This window comes from Variovorax sp. AC194 (assembly GCF_979257995.1).
In genome coordinates this window covers 4,398,261-4,421,292 of the sequence record NZ_OZ409823.1, presented here as the reverse complement: position 1 = coordinate 4,421,292, position 23,032 = coordinate 4,398,261, and the positions used below count along the sequence as shown (strand labels likewise).

The following is a 23,032-nucleotide window of genomic DNA, read 5'->3' as shown; positions in this document are numbered from 1 at the left end:
AAGCTCGCACCGCAGTGCGAAGCACGGAGGTATTCCAGTGAGCGACGCAGTCATGACCGAAGAAAACACCATCGTCATCCGCGGCCGCAAGGTGGTGGGCGGCGTCGCGGAGGGCGAGGCGCTGGTCACGCGCGACCGCATCTCGGGCTGGGGCGGCATCGACCCGCGCACCGGCACCGTCATCGAGACGCGCCACGAACTGCGCGGCCAGAGCTTCGCGGGCAAGGTGCTGGTGTTTCCGGGGGCCAAGGGCTCGTCGGGCTGGTCGGCGATGTTCCACATGACGCGGCTCATGAACTCGGCGCCCGCGGCGTTCCTGTTCAACGAGATGACCACCAAGATGGCGCTGGGCGCCGTGGTGACGCACGCGCCCTCGATGACCGATTTCGAGCGCGACCCGCTCGCCTGCATCGAGACCGGCGACTGGGTGCGCGTGGACGCCGACCGCGGCGTGATCGAGATCACCAAGAAGAACAACAGAACCGGAGACCGCTCATGAATCGCCCCCTGCGCAGCAACTTCCCGCGCGGCTCTTATCTGTGGTCGGTGCGCAATGCGCACTGGCGCGCGCTCGGCATTCCCGAAGCCGATTGCGAGAAGCCCAAGATCGCCATCGTCAACAGCTCCTCGGAGCTGGCCGCATGCTTCAGCCACCTGGACAAGGTGGCGGCGGAGATCAAGACCGCGATCCGCGCGGCGGGCGGCGTGCCGTTCGAGATCCGCACCGCGGCGCCCAGCGACTTCATCACCGGCGCGGGCGCGCGCGGCGCCTACATGCTCGGCGCGCGCGACCTCGTGACCAACGACATCGAAGTGGCCGTCGAAGGCGCGCAACTCGACGGCATGGTCTGCCTCACCTCGTGCGACAAGACCGTGCCGGGACAGCTCATGGCGGCCGCGCGGCTCAACATTCCTACGCTGCTCGTGCCCTGCGGCTACCAGCCCAGCGGCGAGTACCGCGGCAAGCACATGGACATCGAGGAGGTGTTCATCGGCGCGATGCACGCGGTCACCGGCAACCTGCCCATCGAAGAACTCGTGGGCATGAGCCGCGAGGCGATCCGCGGGCCGGGCGTGTGCTCGGGCCTGGGCACGGCGAACTCGATGCACATCGTCTGCGAGGCGCTCGGCATGGCCTTGCCCGGCAGCGCGCCCGTGGCCGCGCTGAGCCCGAAGATGATGGCCGACGTGCGCGCCGCAGGCACGCGCATCGTGCAGATGGTGCTGGACGACCTGAAGCCGCGCGACATCCTCTCGCCCGGCGCCTTCGCCAACGCGGTGCGCGCGGTGCTGTCGGTGGGCGGCTCGCTCAACACGGCCAAGCACCTGCAGGCGATATCGACCGAAGGCGAATGCGGCGTCGACGTGTACGGCCTCTTCGAAAGCCTCGGGCCGACGACACCGGTGCTGGCCGGCGTGCGGCCCATCGGTGAGCATTCGATCGAAGCCTTCGAGGCGGCGGGCGGTTGCCGCGCGCTGATGAAGCAGCTCGCGCCGCTGCTCGATACAGGCGCACTCACGGTGACCGGCGGCACCGTCGACTACAACCTGCGCGACGCCGAAGTGATGGACGCCGAGGTGATCCGCCCCATCGACCGCCCGGTCGCGCCGCTGCCGGCCATCGTGCTCCTGCGCGGCAACCTCGCGCCCGAGTCGGGCCTCATCAAGACCGGCATCGCCGAGCGCAAGGTGCGGCGATTCACCGGACCGGCCGTGTGCTTCTGGACGTCCGACGCCGCCATCGCCGCGATCAAGAACAACGAGATCGTTCCCGGCCAGGTGGTCGTGATGCGCGGCGCCGGCGCGTGCGGCGGGCCGGCCATGGGCGGCGGCGCATCGCGCGTGGTGTTCGCGGTCGATGGCGCGGGCCTGGGCGACCAGGTCGCACTGCTGACCGACGGGCATCTCTCGGGCCTCGTGTGCAAGGGGCTCGTGGTGGCGGAGGTGTCGCCCGAAGCCGCGCTCGGCGGGCCGCTCGGCCTCGTGCGCGACGGCGATGTGATCACCATCGACCTCGATGCGCGACGCCTGGACATCGCATTGACCGATGAAGCGCTGGCCGCCCGCCGCGCCGACTGGCAGGCGCCGCCGCCGGCCTTCGACACCGGCTGGCTGCAGCAGTACCGGCGCAACGTGAGCCCGCTGTCCAAGGGCGCCGTGCTGGTGCGCACCGAGCGCCCGCAGCCCGCCAGCTAGACCTTTTTCACCCCCGGCTTCGCCAACCGGTGCGCACCCCCGTGCGCACCCGGTGGCGCAGCCCTGCGCGCCAGTTCCGAGTGATTCCAGAGTTTTCAACGAAGAAAAGAGCAGGAGACAAGAAACCATGAAGAGACTTTTGATGTGGTCGGCCCTCGGCCTTGCCAGCAGCGGCGCGGCGCATGCGCAATCGAGCGTCACGCTGTTCGGCGTGATGGACCTGGGCGTGCAGTACACCAAGGGCGAGGGCGGTGGCTCGGTCAAGGCGCTGTCGAACGGCGGCCTCTCGACCAGCCGCATCGGCTTTCGCGGCACGGAAGATTTAGGCGGAGGCCTGCGCGCGGGCTTCTGGCTCGAAGGCAGCCTGAACCCGGACCTGGGCACCGGCCGGCCGAGCAACAGCAACAACCAGACGAGCGGCGCGGGCGCGGCGGGGCCGATCAGCTTCGATCGCATGTCCTTCGTGAGCCTCTCGCACGATTCGCTGGGCGAAGTGCGGCTGGGCCACGACTTCATTCCCACGCACTACAACAGCATCTACTTCGATCCCTTCAACGCCAACGGCGTGGCGCGCGCGGGCAACCTCACGTTCGCGGGCGCGGGCACCGGGCCGCTGCCCACGGCCATCACCGGCAGCAACACGGTGAGCTACTGGCTGCCGGCCAAGCTGGGCGGCTTCTACGGCATGGCGATGGTCGGCACGGGCGAGAACGACTCCACCGCGCCGAACCGCGACGACGGCAACTTCGGCGGCGCGCGCTTCGGCTTCGCCTCGGGCGCGTTCGACATCGCGGCGGCCGTGACGCGCTCGCACTTCAACGCCACCTCCACCATCGGCAACTACACGCACGCCAACATCGGCGGCTCGTGGGACGCGGGCTTCGCGAAGTTCTTCGCGCTCTACAACAAGGTGACGGTGAAGATCGCCGGCGGCACGGTGCGCAAGAACACCGCCGAGATCGGCGCGCACATCCCGGCCTTCGAGGTCGGCCGCATCCGCGTGAGCTACGCGTATCTCGACGACCGCAGCGACGAGAGCCTGCGCAACGCCAACGGCATGCCGCGCAACCGCGACGACGCGCGCCAGTTCGGCATCGGCTACGTGCACAACCTCTCCAAGCGCACCGCGCTCTACGGCACCTACGCGCGGCTGATGAACAGCGGGCAGGCGCGCTACGTGGTGAGCGGCGGCGTGGCGCCGGCGGGCGGACGGCGCTCGTCGGGGTGGGAGTTCGGTGTGCGGCATCTCTTCTGATCTCTTTTGAAAGGAGCCTTTCATGCGACGCAGAGACCTGGCCCTCGCGGCCGTTGCCGCCCTCACAACGACGGTGCTGCCCGGCACGGCAGCGTGGAGCGCCGACGCCTATCCGAACAAGCCGCTGCGGCTGATCGTCGGCTTCGCGCCCGGCGGCGGCGCCGATTCGCTCACGCGGATCATCGCGGAGGGGCTCTCGAAACAGCTCGGCCAGCAGGTGATCGTGGAGAACCGCCCGGGCGCCGACGGCGTGCTCGCGGCGCAGGCCACCTCGTCGGCCAAGCCCGACGGCTACACGCTGCTGATGGGCACCAACACCGCGATGGTCGCGGCGCCCACGCTGCGGCCGACCTCGCCCTACGACCCGTTCAAGGCCTTCACGCCGATCAGCTCGGCGGGGCAGTTCTCGATGTTCCTCGTGGTGCCGTCGAGCCTGCCCGCAAAGAGCGTGAACGAGCTGCTGGCGATGGTGGCGGCCAAGCCCGGCGCCTATAACTCCGCATCGAGCAACAGCGCTTCGGAGCTCGCGATGCTGCAGTTGCTGGGCGAGCGCAAGGTGGTCAACGCGCGCTACAAGGGCGACATGCAGGCGATGACCGACCTCCTGGGCGGGCAGATCCACATGATGTTCACCACCGGCACGCTGGCGCCGGGCTTCGTGAAGGAGGGGCGCATCCGCGCGCTGGTCACGCTGCTGCCGCAGCGCAGCGGTTTGCTGCCCGATGTGCCCACGGGCGGCGAACTCGGGCTGGGCAAGCTCACCATCACGCCGTGGGCCGGCTTCTTCGGGCCGCCGGGGCTGCCGCAGGCGATCACCGACAGGCTCTCGCAGGAGCTGCAGAACACGCTCAAGCGGCCCGACGTGCATGCGCAGCTGGTGCAGCAGGGCTTCGAGGGCTACGGCATGAGCCCCGCGAAGTTCGCGGAGTTTTTCCGCGCGCAGTACGACGCCTTCGGCGCGACGGTGCGGGAGCACAACGTCAAGTTCGAATAGCGGCGGCTTCGCGGCGCCAGAAGGCCGCGTCGGGGAAGGTGCCTGCCCCGGCTGCGGCGTTGTCGGCCATGTGCTCGGCGCGGCTCGTACCGGGGATCGCGCAGGTCACGGCCGGGTGGCTCAGCACGAACTTCAAGAGCACCTGCGCCCAGCTCGTGCAGCCGATCTCGCCGGCCCAGGCGGGCAGCGGCCTGTCGCGCAGGCGCCGCAGCAAACCGCCGCCGCCGAAGGGCATGTTGACGATCACCGCCACGCCGCGCTCGGCCGCCAGCGGCAGCAGGCGCTGTTCGGCATCGCGCGCGTCGAGCGAGTAGTTGATCTGCAGGAAGTCGAGCTTCTCGGCGCGCAGCACGGCCTCGACCTCGTCGTAGGCCGAGGCGGTGTAGTGCGTGATGCCGATGTAGCGCACGCGGCCCTTGTCCTTCCAGCCGCGCAGGGTGGTCAGGTGGGTGCGCCAGTCGACGAGGTTGTGCACCTGCATCAGGTCCAGCTCTTTCGTACGCAGCCGTGCGAACGACTGCTCCATCTGCGCGATGCCGGCCTCGCGGCCCGAGGTCCAGACCTTGGTGGCGAGGAAGGGACTGGTGCGCGAATCCGTGCGCGGTTTGGCCGTGGCCAGCAACTCGCCGGTGGTTTCCTCGGAGCGGCCGTACATCGGCGAGCTGTCGATCACCGTGCCGCCGGCCGCGAAGAGCGCCTCGAGCACGCCGGGCAGGCGCTTGTACTCGTCGGTGCCCGGGCGCTGGTCGAAGCCGATCCAGGTGCCGCAGCCGATGACCGGCAGGGCTTCCTTCGTGGAGGGAATGGGGCGGGTGGTCATCTGCATCGCGGGCCTGCCTGGTTGCTGGGCGAAGGAGGGGAGCGCGGCGCCTGCGCAGAGCGCCGCGCCGAGGCGCAGCAACTGCGCGCGCGTCACTGCAGGAAGGTGGGGCTCGTTCGTGATGGGCGTCGTCACGAACGAAATTCTGCGCCCGCCAGGCCCCCGGGCGAAAGGCCTCAGCGCAGGTAGCGTCCGTCGGCCTTGAGCATCGAGAGCTCCGAGAAGGTCAGCCCGCGGTGCTCGCCCGCCCGGTACGAGACGGCGATGCCGCCGATGTCCAGCGTCTTGAACGACTCCAGGCCCTTCTGCAGCGACTCGGGCGTCGGGTTCGCGCCCGCGCGCTTCAGGCCCTCGACCATGACCTTGGCCGTGACGTAGCCCTCCAGGCTCGCGTAGCTGAAATCGTTCACGCCGATCTTCTTCATCGCGGCCTGGTACTCGGCGATGACGGGCATTGCGCTGTTCCACGGATAGGGCACGACCTGCGAGATGACCACGCCGGCCGCGTCCTTCTTGATGTCCTGGAAGAGCTTCTGGCCATTGAGGAAAGAGAACGAATAGAACGCCGTCTCGCCGCCCGCCGCGCGGTAGGCGGTGATGAACTTGGCCGCCACGTCGTTGGTGGCCGACAGCACCACCGCCTTGGGCTTGAGCTTGGCCAGCTCGGCCGCGCGCTCGGCGGCGTCGGAGCCGTCGTTCTTGATGGCGACGCTGCCGACCATCTTCTCGCCGCGCTCGGCAATGAACTTCTGCGTGCTCTCCATCGCCGAGCGCGCGCCCGGGTTGTCGTTGTGCGCGAAGGCGATGCGCGAGAGGCCGATGGTGAACAGGTGGTTCACGATGCGGCTGTATTCCTCGTCGAAGCTGATGCGCACCGGAAAGCCGTATTCGGTGAACTTCACCACCGGGCCCGCGCCCGTGTACGGCCCGACGACGGGAATCTTCAGTTCGTTGGCCGCCTTGATCGCGCCGACCGACGACGAGGTGCCGATGGGCATCAGCACGCCGATGGCGCCGTCTTTCGCGAAGGTCTTGACGTTCTCGGCGCCCTTGGCGGGGTCGTAGGCGTCGTCCAGCTGGCGCAACTCGACCGGCCGTCCGTTGATGCCGCCGTTCGCGTTCAGCGCGGTGAACATGGCACGGATGCCCACCAGCGGCTCGGTCGAGAGCGACGCGAGCGGGCCGGTCTGCACGTAGGTCTGGCCGATCAGCAGGGGCTTGCCGGTCTGGGCATGCGCCGAAGCAGACAGTCCGAGAAAGACAGCGAGGACGGAGGCGGCAAAGGCGGAGGCCAGCAGATGAATCTTTTTGTGTGTCATGGTCACAAACTGTTAATAAAGTCATCTTAAAGCGCGAGACCTTCCGGGTAAATCGCTCTTTGGTTGCGGTGCAGCACGCGCGGCATCAGAATCCGGCCTCATATTCACCATGGGAATGCCACTCTCGCTCCTCCGACTGTCTTCGCTGGACCTCGTGCGGGGTTTTGTCGCGGTGGGACGGCGCATGAGCATCTCACTCGCGGCGCAGGACCTGTGCCTCACCCAGTCGGCGGTCAGCAAGCAGGTCCATGCGCTCGAGGAGCAGCTGGGCGTGAAGCTGCTGGTGCGCGGCCACCGTTCGATCTCTTTCACCGCCGAGGGCGAGCGGCTCTTTCGCAGCGCGGACGGCGCGGTGCAGCAACTGCAGGACGTGATGGGCGGCATCCGCCAGGCAGGCGAGCAGCGTCCCGTGACGCTCAGCGCCAGCATCGGCATGACGGGGCTCTGGCTGCTGCCGCGGCTCAGCCGGGTGCAGAAGCTGCATCCGGGCGTGGACGTTCGCGTCTCGGCCAACAACCGGCTCGCCGACCTGCGCCGCGAGGGCATCGACCTCGCGATCCGCTACACCACGCCCGCGCTGGCACCGGCCGGGGCGCTGCGGCTCTTCGGGGAAACGGTGGCGCCGGTGGCGCATCCCTCGCTGCGCCTGAAGACGCTGCGCGCGGCCGAGGCCGTCTCGCGCCTGTGCCTGCTCGACTTCGACGATCCGCAGCACCCGTGGCTGCAATGGAATGGCTGGCTGGCCGCGGTCGGGTGGGCCGAGGCGAAACCGCAGGCCGTGCTGCACTTCAACCAGTACGACCAGTTGATCCAGGCCGCGCTGGCCGGGCAGGGCGTGGCGCTGGGGCGGCTCGAACTGATCCAGCCGCTGCTCGACGAAAAGCGCCTGGTGCGCGTGGATTCGCCGGCGCCCGCGCAGGCCTCGGGACACGCCTACTGGCTGATCCAGGCCGAAGACGCGCCGCGCGAAGAGGTGCGCCACGTGGCCGATTGGCTGGTGGCCGAGGCGCGGCAGTCACGCGAGGCCGTGGGCGCCGTTCCCTGAGCCGAATGCCATCGCTTCGTCGAGGCGGTCGTTGCCCCAGAACATCTCGTCGCCGGCGAAGAAAGTGGGCGCTCCGAAGATGCCTTTCTCTGCCGCGATGTCCGTCTGGCGCCGCAGCCGCGCCTTGTTCGCGTCGGACAGCGCCTCCTCGATGATCCGGTGCGCGGGCAGGCCGAGCGCGGCCAGCAGGTCGCGCATGGCCTGCGGCGAATCGATGTCGCGGTCTTCGGCGAAGTTCATGGCCATCGTGCGCCTGCAGAACTCGCCCATCCAGGGCTGCGCCGCGCCCACGAGCGCAATGCGCAGCGGCAGCACGGCGGACCTCGGAAATTGCGTGGGCTGCCGCCACGGCAGGCCGTACCTGCGGCACTGGCGCGCCATGTCCTTCCACGTGTAGTCGCCTTTTTCCTTCTGCAGCACGAAGGGCGACGAGGCCCAGCCGAAGGACCGGAAGATCGGCCCGAGCAGAAACGGCTGCCAGCGGATGCGCACGTGGTGGCGGGCCGCTTCGTCCTCGATGCGCATCGCGCTCAGGTAGCTGTAGTTGCTGCCGAAGTCGAACCAGAAATCGAGCACGGGGAGGGCGCGCGGCGTCATTCGAACACCACCAGGCAGCGGGCCTCGATGCTCTCGCGCAGCGGCGCGTCGGCGGGCGCATCGGGGTGGTCGAAAGCGGCGTGCGGCGTGTAGCGCGAAACGCCACCGAGTTGCGAGTCGTACTGCTTGAAGACCAGCGCCTCGTGCCGGTCCATCGCGGAAAAGTACGACCAGCGGTGCGCGGGCGAATGCGTGGCCAGGTAGATCTCGCCGGTGCGGCGCGGGTAGCGCACCTCGGCATTCACCAGGTCTTTCGCCATCACCGAGCGCGCATCGCAGACGGCCAGCGGCGTATCGAGCACCGGCCCCTTGATCGAGCGCCAGATGTTGACGATGCAGTAGCGCCGCACGGCCGCGGCTTCGGCGGGGTCGGTCAGCACCATGGCCAGCCGGCGGCGGCCGGAGTCCTCGGTGTAGTCGTTGTGGATGCGGCCGTTGGCGGCCGCCTTGCCGTCGGTGGCGCGCCGCCCGAAGCTCAGGGCGGTGCGATCGGCCTCGCGCCGGCGCACCAGGTGGTCGAACACATGGGCCCGTGTGCCCCCCGTGACCGCGAGCGCCAGTTCGGCGACTTCGCGGTGGTAGATGGCGGTGACCTGGGCGTCGTCCAGGAAATCGGAGATGGCCGTGGGCGCATCGCGCAGCACGAAGCCTTCGCGCTCGATGTCGGGCGGCGTGGCGGCCGCGCGTGCATCCGCGATCGGTGTGGCGCGCAGCTCGTAGGTGCCGCTTTCCCAGGGCGTGCCGGGCGGCGGCGCGAAGGTGTAGCTGAAGGGGCGCAGCGCGCAAGGCTGCAGGTAGTTCAGGCCGGCGGTGACGGTGGGGTGGTTCATGCGGGGCTCCTTTTCCTCAGGGCATTGGAGCGAAAGCGCGGTGCCGGCTCAAACGACTTCTGCGCGCCTTGGCATGAGCCAAAGGAATATGAAAAGGCCTGCCGCGAAGAAAGCCTTCTTCCGTCTTGCCAGGCCATGAAATACTGTATAAAAATACAGTTAACAGTTGCATCATGGGCCTCCCTTTCCTCGACTCCTTTTCCGCCGCCGCGGGCCGTGGCGTCTGGCATGCCGACGAACTCGGCCTGGCCGACGCGCAGGTCGTCGCGACCGGCCACGCCGCGCTCGATGCCGAGTTGCCCGGCGGCGGCTGGCCGGTCGGCGCGATGACGGAGTTGCTGCAGGGCGCGCCCGAAGCGCATGTCTGGCGGCTGCTGCTGCCCGCGCTGGCGCAGGCCGTGGAGGCGCGCGGCGGGCCGGTCGTGCTGATCGGCGCGCCCTACGAGCCCTGCGGACCGTCGCTCGCGGCGCAGGGGCTGCCGGTGGAGGCGCTGATGTGGGTCAGGAGCGATGCGCCCGCCGCGCGCCTCTGGGCCTGCGAGCAGGCGCTGCGCTGCGCGGACGTGGCCGCCGTGCTGGCGTGGTTGCCGCAGGCGCGGGTGGGCGAGTTGCGGCGTCTGCAGCTGGCGGCCGCGCAGCATGACGTGCTGCTTATCGTATGCCGGCCCGAATCGGCCGCGCGGGGCGCGTCTCCCGCGCGGCTGCGTCTTCAGGTGGAGACCTGCGAGGCCGATGCCTCGCAGATCGAATTGCGCATCCTCAAGCGCCGCGGCCCGCCGCTGGCTTCGCCGGTGATGCTGCCGGCGCGGAACGACCGCATGACCGCGCTGCTGGCCGCCGCCCGGCTGCGCCGCAAGCTGCGCCTGCAGCAGCAGGGCACGGTGCCGGTCGGTGACACGGCAACGTCCGCGACCGTGGTGCGCATCGATGCGTGGAAAGGAGGCCCCCATGCACTGGATCGCATTGCGGTGGTCGCTTGACGCCGACACGCCTGATGCGCCTGACACACCGCAGCTGCCCACGCCGGAGGCGCTCGGCTGGTGGGCGCTGGAATACACGCCGCACGTCGCCTGGCAGGACGAGGCGCTCATGCTCGAAGTCTCGGCCTGCGAGCGCCTGTGGGGCGGGCGGCTGCAGTTGATGCGCCAGCTGGTCGCCGTCAATCCCGCGCCCGATGTGCGCATGCTCGGCGCCCAAGGCGCCACGAGCCTCATCGCGCTCGCGCGGCTGCGCCTGTTCGAGGGCAACGAGCCGCGGCCCAAGGACATCCCGGCCGGCCTGCCGCTGGATACATTGACCGCCGCGCGCCCCCACCTCGACCTGCTCGCGCGCCTGGGCTGCCGCACCTGGGGCGAGGTGGCCGCCTTGCCGCGCGGCGGCCTCACGCGGCGCTTCGGCACCGAGTTGCGCACGGCGCTCGACACGGCCTGGGGCCTGCGCCCCGAGAGCCACGACTGGCTCACGCTGCCCGACGTGTTCGAGCAGAAACTGGAGCTGCCCGCGCTCGCCGAGACCGCGCCCGAACTCATGTGGTCGGCCAACCGCCTGCTCTCGGCGCTGCAGATCTGGCTGCGCGCCCGCCAGCGCGGCGCGCGCGCGCTCGAGCTGCAGTGGACGCTCGACCTCAAGCGCTTCAACGGCGTGAACCTGCCGCCGCACCAGCAGGTCACCGTGCGCACGGCCGAGCCCACGCAGGACCTGGCGCACCTGCGCCGGCTGCTGTCCGAGAAACTGGCCCTCACCACGCTCGCGGCACCCGCGAGCTGGCTGAAGCTGCGCACGCTCGAGACCGACGCATGGGCCGGTGCCAGCACCAGTTTTTTGCCCGAGGACAACCGCAAGGGCGACAAGCTGCACGAGATGGTCGAGCGCCTGAGCGTGCGGCTCGGCGCGCACCAGGTGGTGGTGCCCTGCGCAGAGGCCGACCACCGGCCCGAGCGCAAGCAGGCCTGGCGGCCCGCGCTGCAGAAAGACAAGGCGCCGGCCAAGGCCCGCAAGGAGACGAAAGAATCGAAGGCCGCGGCGCAGTCTCAGTCGCAGCAGCCCGATGCGATCTACCCGCCGTGGCTGCTGCCCGAACCGCTCTTGCTCGAGATGGACGGCGAGCGCCCGTGCTACCGCGGCCCGTTGAGCAAGCTCGTCGGGCCGCAGCGCGTCGAGGCCGGCTGGTGGGGCGGCAAGGAAGACGGCGGCCAGCCGGCGGTTCGCGACTACTACGTCGCCGAAAGCCCCGAAGCCGGGCTCGTGTGGATCTTTCGCGAACGACCCTCGGCGCGGTTTTCTTCGGGCGAGGTGCGCTGGTATCTGCAGGGGCTCTATGCCTGAGCTCAGCGACAAACAGGAACGCAAGCGCCAGCCCGCCAAGGTGCATGCGCTGCCGGTGCCGTTGCGCAAGAAAGCCGTGGCGGCATTGCCGGACTACGCCGAGCTGCACTGCCTCACGAACTTCAGCTTTCAGCGCGGCGCATCGACGCCCGAGGAAGTGGTCGAGCGCGCGTACCAGCTGGGGTATGCGGCGCTGGCGATCACCGACGAGTGCTCGGTGGCCGGCATCGTGCGGGCGTACGTCTGCAGGCGAGACATGGAACGCACGCTCGACGCATACGAACGCGAGAACCCCGACGAGCCGCCGATCCCGCGCAACCTCGATTTCCGCCTGCTGTACGGCAGCGAGTTCCGCTTCGAGCGCTTCAGGCTCGTGGTGATCGCGAACGACACCGAGGGCTGGGGCAACCTCTGCGAGTTCATCACCGCCGCGCGCAACACCGAGTTGCCCAAGGGCGAGTACCGCGTGAGCTGGGAGGACAGCGACGTGGCCTCGCTGCAGCGCTGCCAGATTCTTTTCGTGCCGCATCGCAACCCGGGCGGCGCGATGGATGCCGCCACGCTGCTGGAAGACCTGCTGGCCGCCAAGGCGCTCTATGGCGAGAGCCTCTGGCTGGCCGTGGAGATGCTCAACGAACTCGATGACGACCTGTGGTTCGTCACGTTGCTGCAGGCGGGCGAGCAGGCCGGCGTGCCGCTCGTGGCGGCCGGCGATGTGCACATGCACGCGCGCAGCTGCAAGCCCTTGCACGACGTGCTGACGACCGTGCGCGAAGGCAAGACCGTGGCCGAGTGCGGCTTTGCGTTGCAGTCGAATGCGGAGCGGCATCTGCGATTGCGGATGCAACTTGCCGAGCTTTATTTGCCCGGGATGCTGGCCAATACGCTGGTGGTGGCCGAGCGGTGCAGGTTCGATCCGGCGGTGATCCGGGAGAACTACAAGTACCCGCTCGAAACCGTGGGCAACAGCGAGACGCCCGTGCAGACGCTGGTGCGCAAGACCTGGGAAGGTGCCGCCAGGCGCTATCCGAACGGCATTCCGCAGAAGGTGCGCGCGCAGGTGGACAAGGAGCTCGCGCTGATCGTCGAGCTCAAGTACGAGATGTTCTTCCTCACGGTGGAAGACATCGTGAACTTCGCGCGTTCGCAGAACATCCTCTGCCAGGGACGCGGGTCCTCGGCCAATTCGGCGGTGTGTTTCTGCCTCGGCATCACCGCGATCGATCCCGACAAAGGCACCTTGCTGTTCGAGCGGTTCCTGAGCCGCCACCGCAACGAACCGCCCGACATCGATGTGGACTTCGAGCATCAGCGCCGCGAAGAAGTCATCCAGTACATCTACGAGAAATACGGCCGCGAGCGCGCCGCCATCGCCGCCGTCGTCATCTGCTATCGCTCGCGCAGCGCGTTGCGCGACGTGGGCAAGGCCATCGGCATCGACGAGCGGCTGGTCGATGAATTCGCCAAGGACCACTACTGGTTCGACGATGCCGTGCTCGGCGAGCAGTTGAATGCCGCATGCGCGCGCGCCGGCGTGAAGGAGGACGAACTCAAGCTCGTGCAATGGATCGAGATGACGCAGCGGCTCAAGGGCTTTCCGCGCCACCTGAGTCAGCACGTGGGCGGCTTCGTGCTCACGCACACCAAGCTCACGCGGCTCGTGCCGGTCGAGAAGGCGTCGATGAAAGACCGCTCCGTCATCCAGTGGGAAAAGGACGATCTCGAAGCCATGGGCATGCTCAAGGTCGACGTGCTCGCGCTCGGCATGCTCAGCGCGATCCGTCGCGGGCTCGACCACATGAACCGTTGGCGAGGCTCGATGGTGCAGATGCACCACATCCCCAACGACGACCAGAAGGTGTTCGACATGATCTGCGACGCCGACACCATCGGCGTGTTCCAGATCGAGAGCCGGGCGCAGATGTCGATGCTGCCGCGCCTGAAGCCGCGCTGCTACGAAGACCTGGTGATCGAGGTGGCGATCGTGCGGCCCGGTCCCATCCAGGGCGGCATGGTGCATCCGTACCTCAAGCAGCGCGAGCGGGTGGCCAAGGGCTTGCCGATCGTCTATGAGAACGACGAACTTCGCCCCGCACTCGAACGCACGCTGGGCGTCCCGATCTTCCAGGAGCAGGTGATGCAGATCGCGATGATCGCGGCCAAGTTCACGGCCGATGAGGCCGATCAGTTGCGCCGCGCGATGGCGGCATGGAAGCGCAAGGGCGGGCTCGAAAAATTCCAGGAGAAGCTCGTCAAGGGCATGACGGACAACGGCTACAAGCTCGGGTTCGCCGAAGCCATCTTCAAGCAGATCCTCGGCTTCGGCGACTACGGCTTCCCTGAAAGCCATGCCGCGAGCTTCGCACTGCTGGTCACCGTGAGCAGCTGGCTCAAGAACTACGAGCCCGCCTGCTTCCTCGCCGCATTGCTCGACTCCCAACCCATGGGCTTCTACAGCCCCTCGCAACTGGTGCAGGACGCGCGCAGGCACGGCGTCGAAGTGCGCCCGGTCGATGTCACGTGCAGCGACCTGGACACCACGCTCGAACCCCGCGCGCCCGATGCGCCGCGCGTGCCGCCGGGCACCGACGCGCGCTACGCCGAGCGCCTGGGCAACGAGAACCAGCCCGCGGTGCGGCTCGGCCTGAACCGCATCGCCAGCCTCAGCAAGGGCGGCGTCGAACGCCTGCTCAAAGCCCGCGAACAGGCGCCTTTCACCAGCACCGAAGACCTCGCCCTGCGCGCCGAACTCGACAGCAAGGACATGGCCGCGCTCGCCGCGGCCGATGCGCTGATGTCGCTCTCGGGCCACCGCCGCCAGCAGGTGTGGGACGCCACCGCCACGCGCGGCATGGGGAGCCGCGCGCCGGCCCTGCTCAAGGGCGTGCCGATCAACGAGCAGGTGCTGCTGCTGCCCGCGGCGCCCGAGGGGGAGGAGATCGTCGGCGACTACGCATCGCTCGGCCTCACGCTGCGCCGCCATCCGCTCGCGCTGCTGCGCCCGCGTCTGGCGCGCATGAAGCTCATGAGCGCGGAGGAGCTGCGCGCGCAGCCCACCGGCCGCACCGTGCGCGCCTGCGGCATCGTCAAGGGGCGCCAGCGGCCCGGAACGGCCAACGGCACGATCTTCGTCACGCTGGAGGACGAGACGGGCAACGTCAACGTGATCGTCTGGAACCATGTCATCGACGCGTGGCGCGAGCCTTTGCTGAAGTCGCACCTGCTCGCGGTGCAGGGCACCTGGCAGCGCGACGACGACAGCGGCGGCAAGGTGCAGCACCTGGTGGCCACCGGCTTCAAGGACCTGACGCCGCTGATGGGCCGGCTCGCGCAGAGCAACACCAGCCGGGATTTCCATTGACCGAGCGGGCCACGACAAGGGCGAGGGCGACGGATGCAACCGATCGTTCCACGCCTCGCGCGCCCCACGACTTTTCGCTAACCTGTTCCCCCATGTCCGCACTCGCACTCGATCCCATCGCCCCCCTCGTTGCCATGCCGATCGGTCCGCCGCCGCCCGCGCCGGACGTTCCGAATCCGGTGCCGCAGCCACCACCGCCGCCTCCGCCCGAAGGCGATCCGCCGCCGGCCCTGCCACCGGTCACCGACCCCGGATTTCCACCGCCCGTGGTGGAGCCGCCGCCGATGCAGACCGCGGCGCCCGATGCGGCGGTGCCCTTCGGCAAGCTGCATGCGCGGCGCCTGCGCGAGATCTACCGCTCGGCCGGCTGGCCCTGCTGCGACGGCATCGAGGTCGAGCTGCTGGCCGGCGGTTTTCTCGAACGCGTGCGCACATCGCATGGCCACGAGACCCTGCGCGTGACCGATGCCGGCATCGCCCGCATCGCGACCACGCTCACCCTCAACCGCGCGGCGCTGACGCCGCACGAGGCGCTGGTCGAACGCGTCGCGCGCGAGATGACGCGCGGCGGCCGCATCGCATGGCGGGGCCTGGGCCTGCGCGCGCGCCTGCCGCCGCTGGAAGATGAAAAAGGAAAGGGAAAGGGTAAGGGTGAGGGCGGCAAGCCGCGCTGGTGCATGGCGCGGCCCGATGTGTTTTCGATCCGCAACACCAGCGTCGAAGCCTATGCGCACCCGATCGTCCACGAGGTGAAGGTCAGCCGCGCCGACCTGCTGGGCGACCTGCGCAAGCCCGACAAGCGCGCCGCTTACCTCGACCTGGGCGGCGAGTGCTGGTACGTGCTGGGCAACGATGCGCGCGGCCGTTGCATCGCCACGCCCGAGGAGATTCCGGCCGAGTGCGGCGTGCTGGTGCTCGAAGGCGAACGCCTCGTGGTGGCGCGCGCCGCGGTGCACCGGCCGATCGAGCGCATTCCGTTCGGGGTGTGGCTCGCGCTGGCCAAGGCGCAGCCCATTGCGGGCTTCGACGACGACGTGCAGGACATGCTGATCTAGAGGACCCGCACGGGATCAGCACCGGATCAGGTGACCGCTTCGTAGCTTTGGTGCGCGATGGCGACGACGTCGCCGGGCTGGAACTGGCTCGCCATCTGGCGCATGGCCTCTTCGCGGTCTTCGGTGCTCGCGGACGCATCGAACACCTGGTCGCTGATCTCGAGGATGTCGCGCACGATGCGCTCGTGGCGGTAGTAGGCGAGCGCGACCGGGTCGATGTCCGCGGCGCCGTAGCCCTGGTAGAACTGCGCCTCTTCCTGCGGCTGGTTCCACACGTGGCCGACACCGCCGCCGATGAACATCAGGTCGCGCTCTTTCGGTGCGAGGACGAGCGTGTCCCAATCGACGATGGCCAGCCGGTCCTCATCGCCCAAGAGCACATTGCCTGCGTGGATGTCGGCGTGGCACACGACCTGCGGCAATGCCTTCTCCAGCAGGATCGACGCAAGCTGCTCGCTGCGATAGACCAGCGTGTCGATCTCCTCGTCATGCTGCGCCCAGAAGGCCTGGAACCGCTGGACGATGGCGTCGCCCCCGAAGCCGTTGATGAAGCGGCGCTGGTAGCGCCTGACGCCTTCGCGCCAGTGGTGCGCGTAGGTTTCCTTGGGGATGCTGGCGAGAAGGGCCGGCGGCAAATCGGTGCGATGAATGGCGTTCAAGGCTGCGCCGAGGGCGGTCCATTGCGCGGCCGTCAGCGCGCGCTCGAAGCCGTTACGGCCTTCGAAGAAGGGATAGAGCATCCAGTCGAAGCCGTCGCGCCGCACGCCGAGTTGGCGGTCCGTTGCCGGCAGCGGCGCCATCACCGCGGCGATGCCTTTGTCGTGATGAAGAAAGGCCGGCACGGCAACGGCCGCCGTGTCGAAATCGCCGCTGCGCAGTTTCAGGAAGTACGCCGTGCCGTCGTTCGCCTGCACGCGGAAAACCGCGGAATGGACGTCAGCGCCCAGAGGGAGAAATTCGGTGTGCGTCGCCTGGAGGCCGTAGGTTTCGGCGAGGCACTTTTGAATGATGTCGTGGGCAATGTCAGGGGGCGTCAGCATTCAGGAAATGTAGCCTCGGTTTCTTTGCGCACGGGGTAGGACGCCAACAACTCATGGCGAAAGGGGCGCTCGAAGTGTGAGCGCACCAGCCTGAACTCCTGCGGTCGCCAGCGGATCGGCGGTAACAGCGGGCATGCCGCATGCTCTGTATTCCTGGCAATCGTGATGTGCGGCTTCCACTTTCGAACACGGGAGACAAAGCCAAAGCCGGCTCGAAGCAGAGCACGCTGCATATCGTTGTGCAGCATGCGCAGTCCTTCATGCTCGGCCGGCTGAATAACAGAGACATCGTTCGGCCAGGTGCCCGAACGGTCCAGCATGAGTTCCAGAGGCGGCATGGTGACTTCGGCCAGTGCATCGCGCAGGCGCTGCTCAGCGATTGCGTTCAGGTCATTGAGGTACTGGAGCGTCAGATGCAGTCGCTCTTCGGGTGGGAAAGTGCAGTGCCTTGGCCACCACCAGTCATTGCGGTGTTCGCCGATCTGAGTCTGCACCCTCCGGTCGGGAAAGAGCCCGATGAGAAGCCGCCTTTCCGTCATGGTGCGTCCTCAAGACTCCGACGGCCACCAATGCTCGGCCGTCGTGCGGATGACGCGCGCCGCCTGAACGCGGACGTCATCCCTCTCGTTGCTGTCGCCGTGGCCGTGTTCCCGGACCACGCGGAAGGGCCAGGTGGAGATGCGGCCTGCGCGTTGCCGCGGCTGCATCGGATGCCGCCGGGCGGAAGAGAAAAAGAACCTGCGCAGAGGGCGCAGGCGGATTGGCGGTGGTCATGGAGTCGCCTCGAAGTTGTTCTTGGAGACGATCCATTCTAGAGAAAATACTGTACTTATGTACAGTATATTTGCGGCCTATTTTGAATCGTTACCCAAGAGGGCATCGAGGTCGATCGCGGCCGCCATCGCCTTGTAGCCCGCATCGCCCGGGTGCAGGTGATCGCCCGAATCCATCGCTGCTTTGAGGCGCGTCGGGCGCGCCGGATCGCGCAGCAGCGCGTCGAAATCGACCACCACATCGAACGCGCCGCTCTCGCGAATCCAGCGGTTCACGGCCTGGCGCACCTTGTCCTTCTCGGCCGAATGGTGGCCTTCGAGCGGCGTGCCTTCCAGTGCGCGTTCGTTGGGCGTGATCGTGCCGGCCACGATGCGCACGTTGTGGGCATGGGCCATCGCAATCAGCTGGCGGAATCCCTGGATGAGGTCTTCCGCGCGCATCGCCGGCTCCTGCGGCGCGAACGGGCCGCCGGGCCAGCCGATGTCGTTGGTGCCCAGCAGCACGATCACCGCGCGCACGCCCGGCTGCGCGAACGCATCGCGCGCCGCGCGCTCGAGCCCGGCGCGGCCCATGCCGTCTTTCATCAGTCGGCCGCCGGAGATGCCGGCGTTCAGCACGCCGACGCCGCGCGACGCAAGCCGCTCGGCCAGCGCATCGGGCCAACGCGTGTTGGCGCCGGGCGTGGCGCCGTTGCCGTCGGTGATCGAATCGCCGAGCGCAACGACGGTGGCCGGCGGCGTGGGCGTCTCGACGACGAGGCCGCTGACGTAGACGCGCGTGCGCCATTGCGAGGCCGCAGCCGGCATCCGCGCAGCGCCGGTCAGGTCGCCGCTCGCGACGTACGCCGTCTCGCGCGCATCGAAATGAAAGCCCGCGGGTTGGCTCGGCTTCGGCAGATAGAGCGACACCGCGACCTCGCTGAGCGCGGGCAGCGGCAGGTCGACCGGATCGCTGACAAGGCGTGCACCGGGCGGCACGGTCACCTCGGCCTGTCCGCCGAAGCGCAATGCGCGGTCCGTGCCATCGACGATGGCCGAACCTTCGCCATGCCGCGCCACGCGCGCCGCGCCGATATACAGCGGCGCCGTGCCGCCTTCGTTGCTGATGACCACGCGCAGCTTCGCGCCGCCGATGCTCAGGCGCGCCACCTGGCGAATGGTCTGCTGGTTGAACTGGAAGGGCAGGCCGCTCGGCAGCACGAAGTCGCCGCCCCAGATCGGCTGGGTGCTGGCCATCCAGCTGGGGCTCCAATAAGCGGGCGCCGCCGATGCGGCAGCCATGCCCGCGAGGGTCAGCGCCGCGGCGCCGTACTTGAGGATCGATCCGAGGGTGGAGGCGTTCATGTGGTGTCCTTGAAAGTGAAGCGAGGCCTCGACTTTCTGCCATGCAAGTTCGGATGGGTAGATGGCAAAATTGCATCCATACCATTCCTAAATCGAATACGCCATGGACACCTTGCGTGCGCTTACAGCCTTCGTGCACAGCGTAGAACTCGGCAGCCTCTCGGGCGCGGCGCGCGCGCTGGACACCACGCAGCCCACCATCAGCAAGCTGGTCGCGGGACTGGAGCGATCGCTCGGTGTGCGCCTGTTGCGCCGCGCCGCCACCGGCCTGAGCCTCACCGAGGAGGGCCAGCGCTTTCACGAGCGCGCCCGCCGCGTGCTGGAGGACTACGGCGATGCGGTCGCCGATGCGCGCGAGCAGGTGCAGCAGCCGCAGGGCCTCTTGCGCGTGAGCGCGCCGGTCACCATGGGGCAGCGGCATCTCAACGCGATGGCGGTCGAGTTCCTGCGGCTGTACCCGGACATCGAACTCGAGCTGGTGCTCGACGACCGCTTCGTCGATCCGCGCGAGGAGCGCATCGACGTGTCGCTGCGCGTCGGCGGCGCATTGCCGCCGGACCTCGTTGCCAAGCACCTCGGCGCATGGCCGCGCGTGCTCGTCGCGTCACCCGGCTACGTGGCCGCGCGCGGCAAGCCCCGCAATCCGAAGGACCTGCTCTCGCACGACTACATCCGCTACGCCGCCGGCGACGACGGCGTGCTGCTGCAAGGCCCGGAAGGCGTGGTGACCGTGCCGGTGCGCAGCCGCTACCGCGTGAACAACGCGGTGGCCATGCTCGACAGCGTGCTCGGCGGCGCCGGCATTTCGCTGCAACCCACGTGGATGGTGGCCGACCACCTGGCCGATGGCCGCCTGGTGCGCGTGCTCGCGCGCCATACCGGCCCGGCGCAGGAGGTGCACCTGCTCTATGCGCCGCGCCGCCACCAGCCGCTGCGCGTGCGCGTGCTGGTGGACTTCCTGGCAGAGCGCGTGGCGCAACTGCCGGGAAGGAGCCCTCGTCAGTTGACGAGCGGCAAGCGCAGGTAGGTGCCGCGCAGCAGCTCCTGGCCCGCGCCGGGCTTGCTCCAGTCGCACACGCCGCTCGGGAAGATCGTCTGCAGCCGCGCAAGGTCGGCACCGGCGATCGTCACCGAATAGTCGGCGGCGTTGACCGGCTTGAGCTGGCACTTGAGCACGTCGTTCACCATCGGCGAGCCGGCCACCAGGCGCGGCGTCGTGAAGCGCGGGTACACCGTGTTGCAGCTGGCCGCCGGGTCCATCGATGCGGGCTCGTCGATGCGCGTGCCGGTCTTGTTCCAGCAGGCGTCGTTGGCGCCCGCGGGCTTGTTGCGCACCACCTTGTCGATCGAGGCGGGCGCGGGGTCGGCCGCCATGTTGTCCAGCCACTTGTTCAGGAGGTCGATCGAGCCGCTCATGTAGTCGTAGCCCGAGGTGGAACCCAGCGTCCAGATGATCTGGTTGTCGCTGCGGCCGTTGGCGCGCTGCAGGCGGGCGCGGATGATCAGGTCCTGCGTCGTGTCGTGGATGTCACCCACCGCATCGGCGTTGCCGCGCTGCGAGATGATCGGGATGTTCGCCAGGCCCGGTCCCCTGAAGCCATTCTTGAAGCCGCCCGCGTAGGTGAGCTTGAGCGCATCGGGGTCGGCTTCGGAGCGCGCGGCCTGCGGGTTGCCGTCGCCGTCGTAGCCGCCGACCTTCTCGTTCAGGTCGAGGAATTCCTTCACCGAGATCGCGCCGCTGTTCAGCGCCGCCAGGCCGTACTGCAGGCCGATGTTGTCCAGCGGCCGGCGCGCCTCCTGCGTGCCGGGGCGCTTGCCCAGCAGGTTCACGTTGGTCTGGAACAGGTCGCAGCGGATGCCGGTCGGCTTGGTCGCGCGGTTGAAGACGTTCGCCACGTTGGCCGGCTCGATGAATCCGCAGCCCGCCGCGTTGTCCGACTTGATGATGCTCGCGAAGGCCGCGTCCCACGACAGGCAGGTGTTCGTGTTGAAGCCGTTCACCGCGTTCTGCTTGGCCGGCGTCCAGGCGGCGTCCAGCTTGTAGACGTTGTTGAGCAGCCGGCACTCCATCACCTCGGGCATCAGCGTCTCAGGGAACGACACGATGGGCTGGATGCCATCGAGCAGCCCCGGGTAGAGCTGCGCGATCAGGTACTGCTGGATCGCGCCGCCCGAGCCGCCGAAGCCGGCGGTCCACTTGGGCACCTCGCCGAATTCCTCGATGACGTGCTCCTTCATCATCATCAGCGTCTCGCCCTGCAGGTGCGGGTTGGCGTGCTGGTTGTTCCAGAGCTCGGTCGAATTCATGAAGGCGAAGCCGCGCGAGAGCTGGATGTGGCCAACGTCTCCCAGGATCGTCTCGATCGGGTGCACGCCCTGGTTGTATTGCGCAGAGCCGCAGCAGTCGAAGTACGCGACGAGCTTCTTGTTCCACCCCGGGCCTGGCTTCCACGCGGCGGGCGAATCCTTGGTCGGGTTGTCGAGCACCGCGAGCCGGTACACGCCGCGGTTGATGGTGCCCGACTCCACGCGCACGATGTACGGCACCGTGGCGCCGTCGTTGGTGGTGGTGGTCACAAGATCTGCCGGGCGCGCGCCGGTGGGGTCCGCCAGCGGCTTGAAGACGTTGGTGTTGGTGCGGTAGTACCAGACCACCTGCGTCGCGGCCGAGCAGTCGGCATCGAGCGCCGTGCCCAGGCCGTTCTGCACCGTGCGGCATTCGTAGGGCGAGATGTGCGGGCCCGAGAGGATCGGCCCGGTGATGGGGTAGTTGACCAGCTTGGCCTCGGTGCGCTGCGCCGCCACGTCGGCATTGCTCACCACCAGCGTGTTGACGCTGCCGGTGGTGCTGGCCGCATCGGTCGTGAGGCCGGTGACCAGGCCGCGCAGCACGCGCGTCGTGGGGTTGACCACGGGCACCTGCGAGGTCACGTCTTTTCCGTTGAGGCTCACGCGCACCTTGTCGAGCGCGACGCCCACGGGCGCGGTCACTTCGACGAGCGCGTCGCCGCCGCTCACCATGTCGGGCGCCGAAGAGAGCGTCTTGACCTGGAACGCGGCAGGCGTCTGCGTGGCGGGCGGCGGGCTCGCGCCGGGAATGAACGGAAACACCGAGCCGCCATCGGACCCGCCGCCGCAGCCTGCGACGAGCAGCGCGCCGGCCATCGCGATGCCTGCGGCGGCGACCTGGACACGGGGCCACGGAGAAACCCGCTTGTGCGGGCGGCGAGGTGTAGCGAGCATGGATGTCTCCTTCTGTTATGTGTATTGGAAGATTAAGGATGGACGTTCCACGCTGCGGTCGTCGCGACGACACATGAGGCGCCAATCGCTAGAGGTAATCCCTGATTCCGCACCGGCGCCGACCGCGCATGCGATGGAAGACATGGTCCGGCACTCGCGCTGGGCGGCGGGGCTCTCGCCCGCCGACGTCGAGCATGTGCTCGGCAGCATGCAGGAACGGCAGTTCGCGCGCGGCGCCTGCATCGCGCGGGCGGGGCAGATGGTCGAGCACTGGATGGGGCTCATCGACGGCTTCGCCAAGATGTCGGTGGCCTCGGAAGACGGGCGCGTCTCCACGCTCACCGGCGTCTCGGCCGGCGTGTGGTTCGGCGAGGGCTCGCTCTTCAAGCACGAGGCGCGCCGCTACGACGTGATGGCGCTGCGGCCCACGCGCGTGGCGCTGATGCCGCGCCGCACCTTCGAATGGCTGCGCGGCACCAGCGTGCCGTTCAACCACTACCTGCAGGATTTGCTGAATGCGCGGCTGAGCCTTTTCATCGGCGCGCTCGCGCACGAGCGGCTGCTCGATACCGATGCGCGCGTCGCCAATTGCCTCGCGAGCCTTTTCAACCCCGACCTGTACCCGGACGCCCCGCGCTTCCTGGAGGTGGGGCAGGTCGAGATCGGCCTTTTGGCAAATGTGTCTCGGCAGCGTGTGAACGTGGCGCTGCAACGCCTGCAGGCACTGCAGCTCATTCGCCTGGAGAAGCGGGGTTTGACGGTGCTCGACCTGGGCGGGCTGGTCAACTACAAGGCCATCGACACCGGCGCGCCGCCCGTGCGCAGCGCCTGAAGC

At 68.5% G+C, this 23,032-nt stretch carries 19 protein-coding genes; 11 read left to right on the top strand and 8 right to left on the bottom strand.

Annotated elements, in window-relative coordinates:
- Positions 1-52: 52 nt before the first annotated feature.
- From ACZYRS_RS21055 to ACZYRS_RS21040, 4 genes are all read left to right on the top strand, one after another.
- On the top strand, positions 53-499 hold the full coding sequence (locus tag ACZYRS_RS21055) for an aconitase X swivel domain-containing protein (RefSeq protein ID WP_463422517.1): 447 nt from the start codon (positions 53-55) through the stop codon (positions 497-499).
- The gene (gene ilvD / locus ACZYRS_RS21050) at positions 496-2,196 is read left to right on the top strand and encodes a dihydroxy-acid dehydratase (RefSeq protein ID WP_463420812.1); all 1,701 of its coding nucleotides are present in this window, start codon (positions 496-498) and stop codon (positions 2,194-2,196) included. The genes ACZYRS_RS21055 and ilvD overlap by 4 nt, the downstream gene beginning before the upstream one ends.
- A gap of 127 nt (positions 2,197-2,323) precedes the next feature.
- Positions 2,324-3,451 carry a porin gene (locus ACZYRS_RS21045; protein WP_198784436.1) on the top strand — a complete coding sequence of 376 codons (1,128 nt, stop codon included), beginning with the start codon at positions 2,324-2,326 and terminating at the stop codon, positions 3,449-3,451.
- Between the two features lie 22 nt (positions 3,452-3,473).
- Positions 3,474-4,445, top strand: coding sequence for a Bug family tripartite tricarboxylate transporter substrate binding protein (locus ACZYRS_RS21040; protein ID WP_463420811.1), 972 nt, complete (start codon positions 3,474-3,476; stop codon positions 4,443-4,445).
- Here the strand turns inward: ACZYRS_RS21040 and ACZYRS_RS21035 are convergent.
- On the bottom strand, positions 4,432-5,361 hold the full coding sequence (locus ACZYRS_RS21035; protein ID WP_463422516.1) for an aldo/keto reductase: 930 nt from the start codon (positions 5,359-5,361) through the stop codon (positions 4,432-4,434). The genes ACZYRS_RS21040 and ACZYRS_RS21035 overlap by 14 nt on opposite strands.
- 80 nt (positions 5,362-5,441) lie before the next feature.
- On the bottom strand, positions 5,442-6,584 hold the full coding sequence (locus tag ACZYRS_RS21030) for an ABC transporter substrate-binding protein (protein ID WP_463420810.1): 1,143 nt from the start codon (positions 6,582-6,584) through the stop codon (positions 5,442-5,444).
- Positions 6,585-6,699: 115 nt separating this feature from the next.
- Here ACZYRS_RS21030 and ACZYRS_RS21025 point away from each other — a divergent pair, with 115 nt between their 5' ends.
- Positions 6,700-7,629, top strand: coding sequence for a LysR substrate-binding domain-containing protein (locus tag ACZYRS_RS21025; RefSeq protein ID WP_463420809.1), 930 nt, complete (start codon positions 6,700-6,702; stop codon positions 7,627-7,629).
- Here the strand turns inward: ACZYRS_RS21025 and ACZYRS_RS21020 are convergent.
- Positions 7,600-8,226 (bottom strand): 2-hydroxychromene-2-carboxylate isomerase, encoded by a 627-nt coding sequence (locus ACZYRS_RS21020; RefSeq protein WP_198784433.1) that lies wholly within the window; start codon positions 8,224-8,226, stop codon positions 7,600-7,602. The genes ACZYRS_RS21025 and ACZYRS_RS21020 overlap by 30 nt on opposite strands.
- Entirely contained in the window at positions 8,223-9,056 is an 834-nt protein-coding gene (locus ACZYRS_RS21015; protein ID WP_463420808.1) for a CmcJ/NvfI family oxidoreductase, read from the bottom strand. Before ACZYRS_RS21015 ends, ACZYRS_RS21020 begins: the two co-directional genes overlap by 4 nt.
- A 173-nt stretch (positions 9,057-9,229) precedes the next feature.
- Here ACZYRS_RS21015 and imuA point away from each other — a divergent pair, with 173 nt between their 5' ends.
- The 4 genes from imuA (at position 9,230) to ACZYRS_RS20995 (ending at position 15,797) form a co-directional block, all read left to right on the top strand.
- Positions 9,230-10,036, top strand: coding sequence for a translesion DNA synthesis-associated protein ImuA (gene imuA / locus ACZYRS_RS21010; RefSeq protein ID WP_463420807.1), 807 nt, complete (start codon positions 9,230-9,232; stop codon positions 10,034-10,036).
- Complete coding sequence (locus ACZYRS_RS21005; protein WP_463420806.1) at positions 10,005-11,381, top strand: Y-family DNA polymerase; 1,377 nt, start codon at positions 10,005-10,007, stop codon at positions 11,379-11,381. Before imuA ends, ACZYRS_RS21005 begins: the two co-directional genes overlap by 32 nt.
- A complete protein-coding gene (locus ACZYRS_RS21000) occupies positions 11,374-14,742 on the top strand; it encodes an error-prone DNA polymerase (RefSeq protein ID WP_463420805.1) in 3,369 nt (1,122 codons plus the stop codon). The genes ACZYRS_RS21005 and ACZYRS_RS21000 overlap by 8 nt, the downstream gene beginning before the upstream one ends.
- A 92-nt stretch (positions 14,743-14,834) precedes the next feature.
- On the top strand, positions 14,835-15,797 hold the full coding sequence (locus ACZYRS_RS20995) for a hypothetical protein (protein ID WP_463420804.1): 963 nt from the start codon (positions 14,835-14,837) through the stop codon (positions 15,795-15,797).
- Positions 15,798-15,823: 26 nt separating this feature from the next.
- Here the strand turns inward: ACZYRS_RS20995 and ACZYRS_RS20990 are convergent, their stop codons facing one another.
- From ACZYRS_RS20990 to ACZYRS_RS20980, 3 genes are all read right to left on the bottom strand, one after another.
- Positions 15,824-16,837, bottom strand: coding sequence for a phosphotransferase enzyme family protein (locus tag ACZYRS_RS20990; protein WP_463420803.1), 1,014 nt, complete (start codon positions 16,835-16,837; stop codon positions 15,824-15,826).
- Complete coding sequence (locus tag ACZYRS_RS20985; RefSeq protein WP_463420802.1) at positions 16,831-17,376, bottom strand: 2'-5' RNA ligase family protein; 546 nt, start codon at positions 17,374-17,376, stop codon at positions 16,831-16,833. The genes ACZYRS_RS20990 and ACZYRS_RS20985 overlap by 7 nt, the downstream gene beginning before the upstream one ends.
- Positions 17,377-17,688: 312 nt before the next feature.
- The gene (locus tag ACZYRS_RS20980; RefSeq protein ID WP_463420801.1) at positions 17,689-18,954 is read right to left on the bottom strand and encodes an SGNH/GDSL hydrolase family protein; all 1,266 of its coding nucleotides are present in this window, start codon (positions 18,952-18,954) and stop codon (positions 17,689-17,691) included.
- 103 nt (positions 18,955-19,057) lie between these two features.
- Here ACZYRS_RS20980 and ACZYRS_RS20975 point away from each other — a divergent pair, with 103 nt between their 5' ends.
- A complete protein-coding gene (locus tag ACZYRS_RS20975) occupies positions 19,058-19,981 on the top strand; it encodes a LysR family transcriptional regulator (protein ID WP_463420800.1) in 924 nt (307 codons plus the stop codon).
- Here ACZYRS_RS20975 and ACZYRS_RS20970 read toward each other — a convergent pair.
- On the bottom strand, positions 19,954-22,197 hold the full coding sequence (locus ACZYRS_RS20970) for a DUF6351 family protein (protein ID WP_463420799.1): 2,244 nt from the start codon (positions 22,195-22,197) through the stop codon (positions 19,954-19,956). The two genes, ACZYRS_RS20975 and ACZYRS_RS20970, sit on opposite strands and share 28 nt — an antisense overlap.
- 133 nt (positions 22,198-22,330) lie before the next feature.
- Between ACZYRS_RS20970 and ACZYRS_RS20965 the strand changes: the two genes are divergently transcribed.
- The gene (locus ACZYRS_RS20965) at positions 22,331-23,029 is read left to right on the top strand and encodes a Crp/Fnr family transcriptional regulator (protein ID WP_463420798.1); all 699 of its coding nucleotides are present in this window, start codon (positions 22,331-22,333) and stop codon (positions 23,027-23,029) included.
- The last annotated feature ends 3 nt before the right edge of the window (positions 23,030-23,032 follow it).

Bases quoted from the DNA above. Each gene is read 5' to 3' on its own strand.
- ACZYRS_RS21005 (WP_463420806.1), top strand. From the start codon at position 10,005: ATGCACTGGATCGCATTGCGGTGGTCGCTTGACGCCGACACGCCTGAT.
- ACZYRS_RS21030 (WP_463420810.1), bottom strand. From the start codon at position 6,584: ATGACACACAAAAAGATTCATCTGCTGGCCTCCGCCTTTGCCGCCTCC.
- ilvD (WP_463420812.1), top strand. From the start codon at position 496: ATGAATCGCCCCCTGCGCAGCAACTTCCCGCGCGGCTCTTATCTGTGG.
- ACZYRS_RS21020 (WP_198784433.1), bottom strand. From the start codon at position 8,226: ATGACGCCGCGCGCCCTCCCCGTGCTCGATTTCTGGTTCGACTTCGGC.
- ACZYRS_RS21015 (WP_463420808.1), bottom strand. From the start codon at position 9,056: ATGAACCACCCCACCGTCACCGCCGGCCTGAACTACCTGCAGCCTTGC.
- ACZYRS_RS20975 (WP_463420800.1), top strand. From the start codon at position 19,058: ATGGACACCTTGCGTGCGCTTACAGCCTTCGTGCACAGCGTAGAACTC.
- ACZYRS_RS20990 (WP_463420803.1), bottom strand. From the start codon at position 16,837: ATGCTGACGCCCCCTGACATTGCCCACGACATCATTCAAAAGTGCCTC.
- ACZYRS_RS21045 (WP_198784436.1), top strand. From the start codon at position 2,324: ATGAAGAGACTTTTGATGTGGTCGGCCCTCGGCCTTGCCAGCAGCGGC.
- ACZYRS_RS20995 (WP_463420804.1), top strand. From the start codon at position 14,835: ATGTCCGCACTCGCACTCGATCCCATCGCCCCCCTCGTTGCCATGCCG.
- ACZYRS_RS21025 (WP_463420809.1), top strand. From the start codon at position 6,700: ATGCCACTCTCGCTCCTCCGACTGTCTTCGCTGGACCTCGTGCGGGGT.
- ACZYRS_RS21040 (WP_463420811.1), top strand. From the start codon at position 3,474: ATGCGACGCAGAGACCTGGCCCTCGCGGCCGTTGCCGCCCTCACAACG.
- ACZYRS_RS20970 (WP_463420799.1), bottom strand. From the start codon at position 22,197: ATGCTCGCTACACCTCGCCGCCCGCACAAGCGGGTTTCTCCGTGGCCC.
- imuA (WP_463420807.1), top strand. From the start codon at position 9,230: ATGGGCCTCCCTTTCCTCGACTCCTTTTCCGCCGCCGCGGGCCGTGGC.
- ACZYRS_RS21055 (WP_463422517.1), top strand. From the start codon at position 53: ATGACCGAAGAAAACACCATCGTCATCCGCGGCCGCAAGGTGGTGGGC.
- ACZYRS_RS20985 (WP_463420802.1), bottom strand. From the start codon at position 17,376: ATGACGGAAAGGCGGCTTCTCATCGGGCTCTTTCCCGACCGGAGGGTG.
- ACZYRS_RS20980 (WP_463420801.1), bottom strand. From the start codon at position 18,954: ATGAACGCCTCCACCCTCGGATCGATCCTCAAGTACGGCGCCGCGGCG.
- ACZYRS_RS20965 (WP_463420798.1), top strand. From the start codon at position 22,331: ATGGAAGACATGGTCCGGCACTCGCGCTGGGCGGCGGGGCTCTCGCCC.
- ACZYRS_RS21000 (WP_463420805.1), top strand. From the start codon at position 11,374: ATGCCTGAGCTCAGCGACAAACAGGAACGCAAGCGCCAGCCCGCCAAG.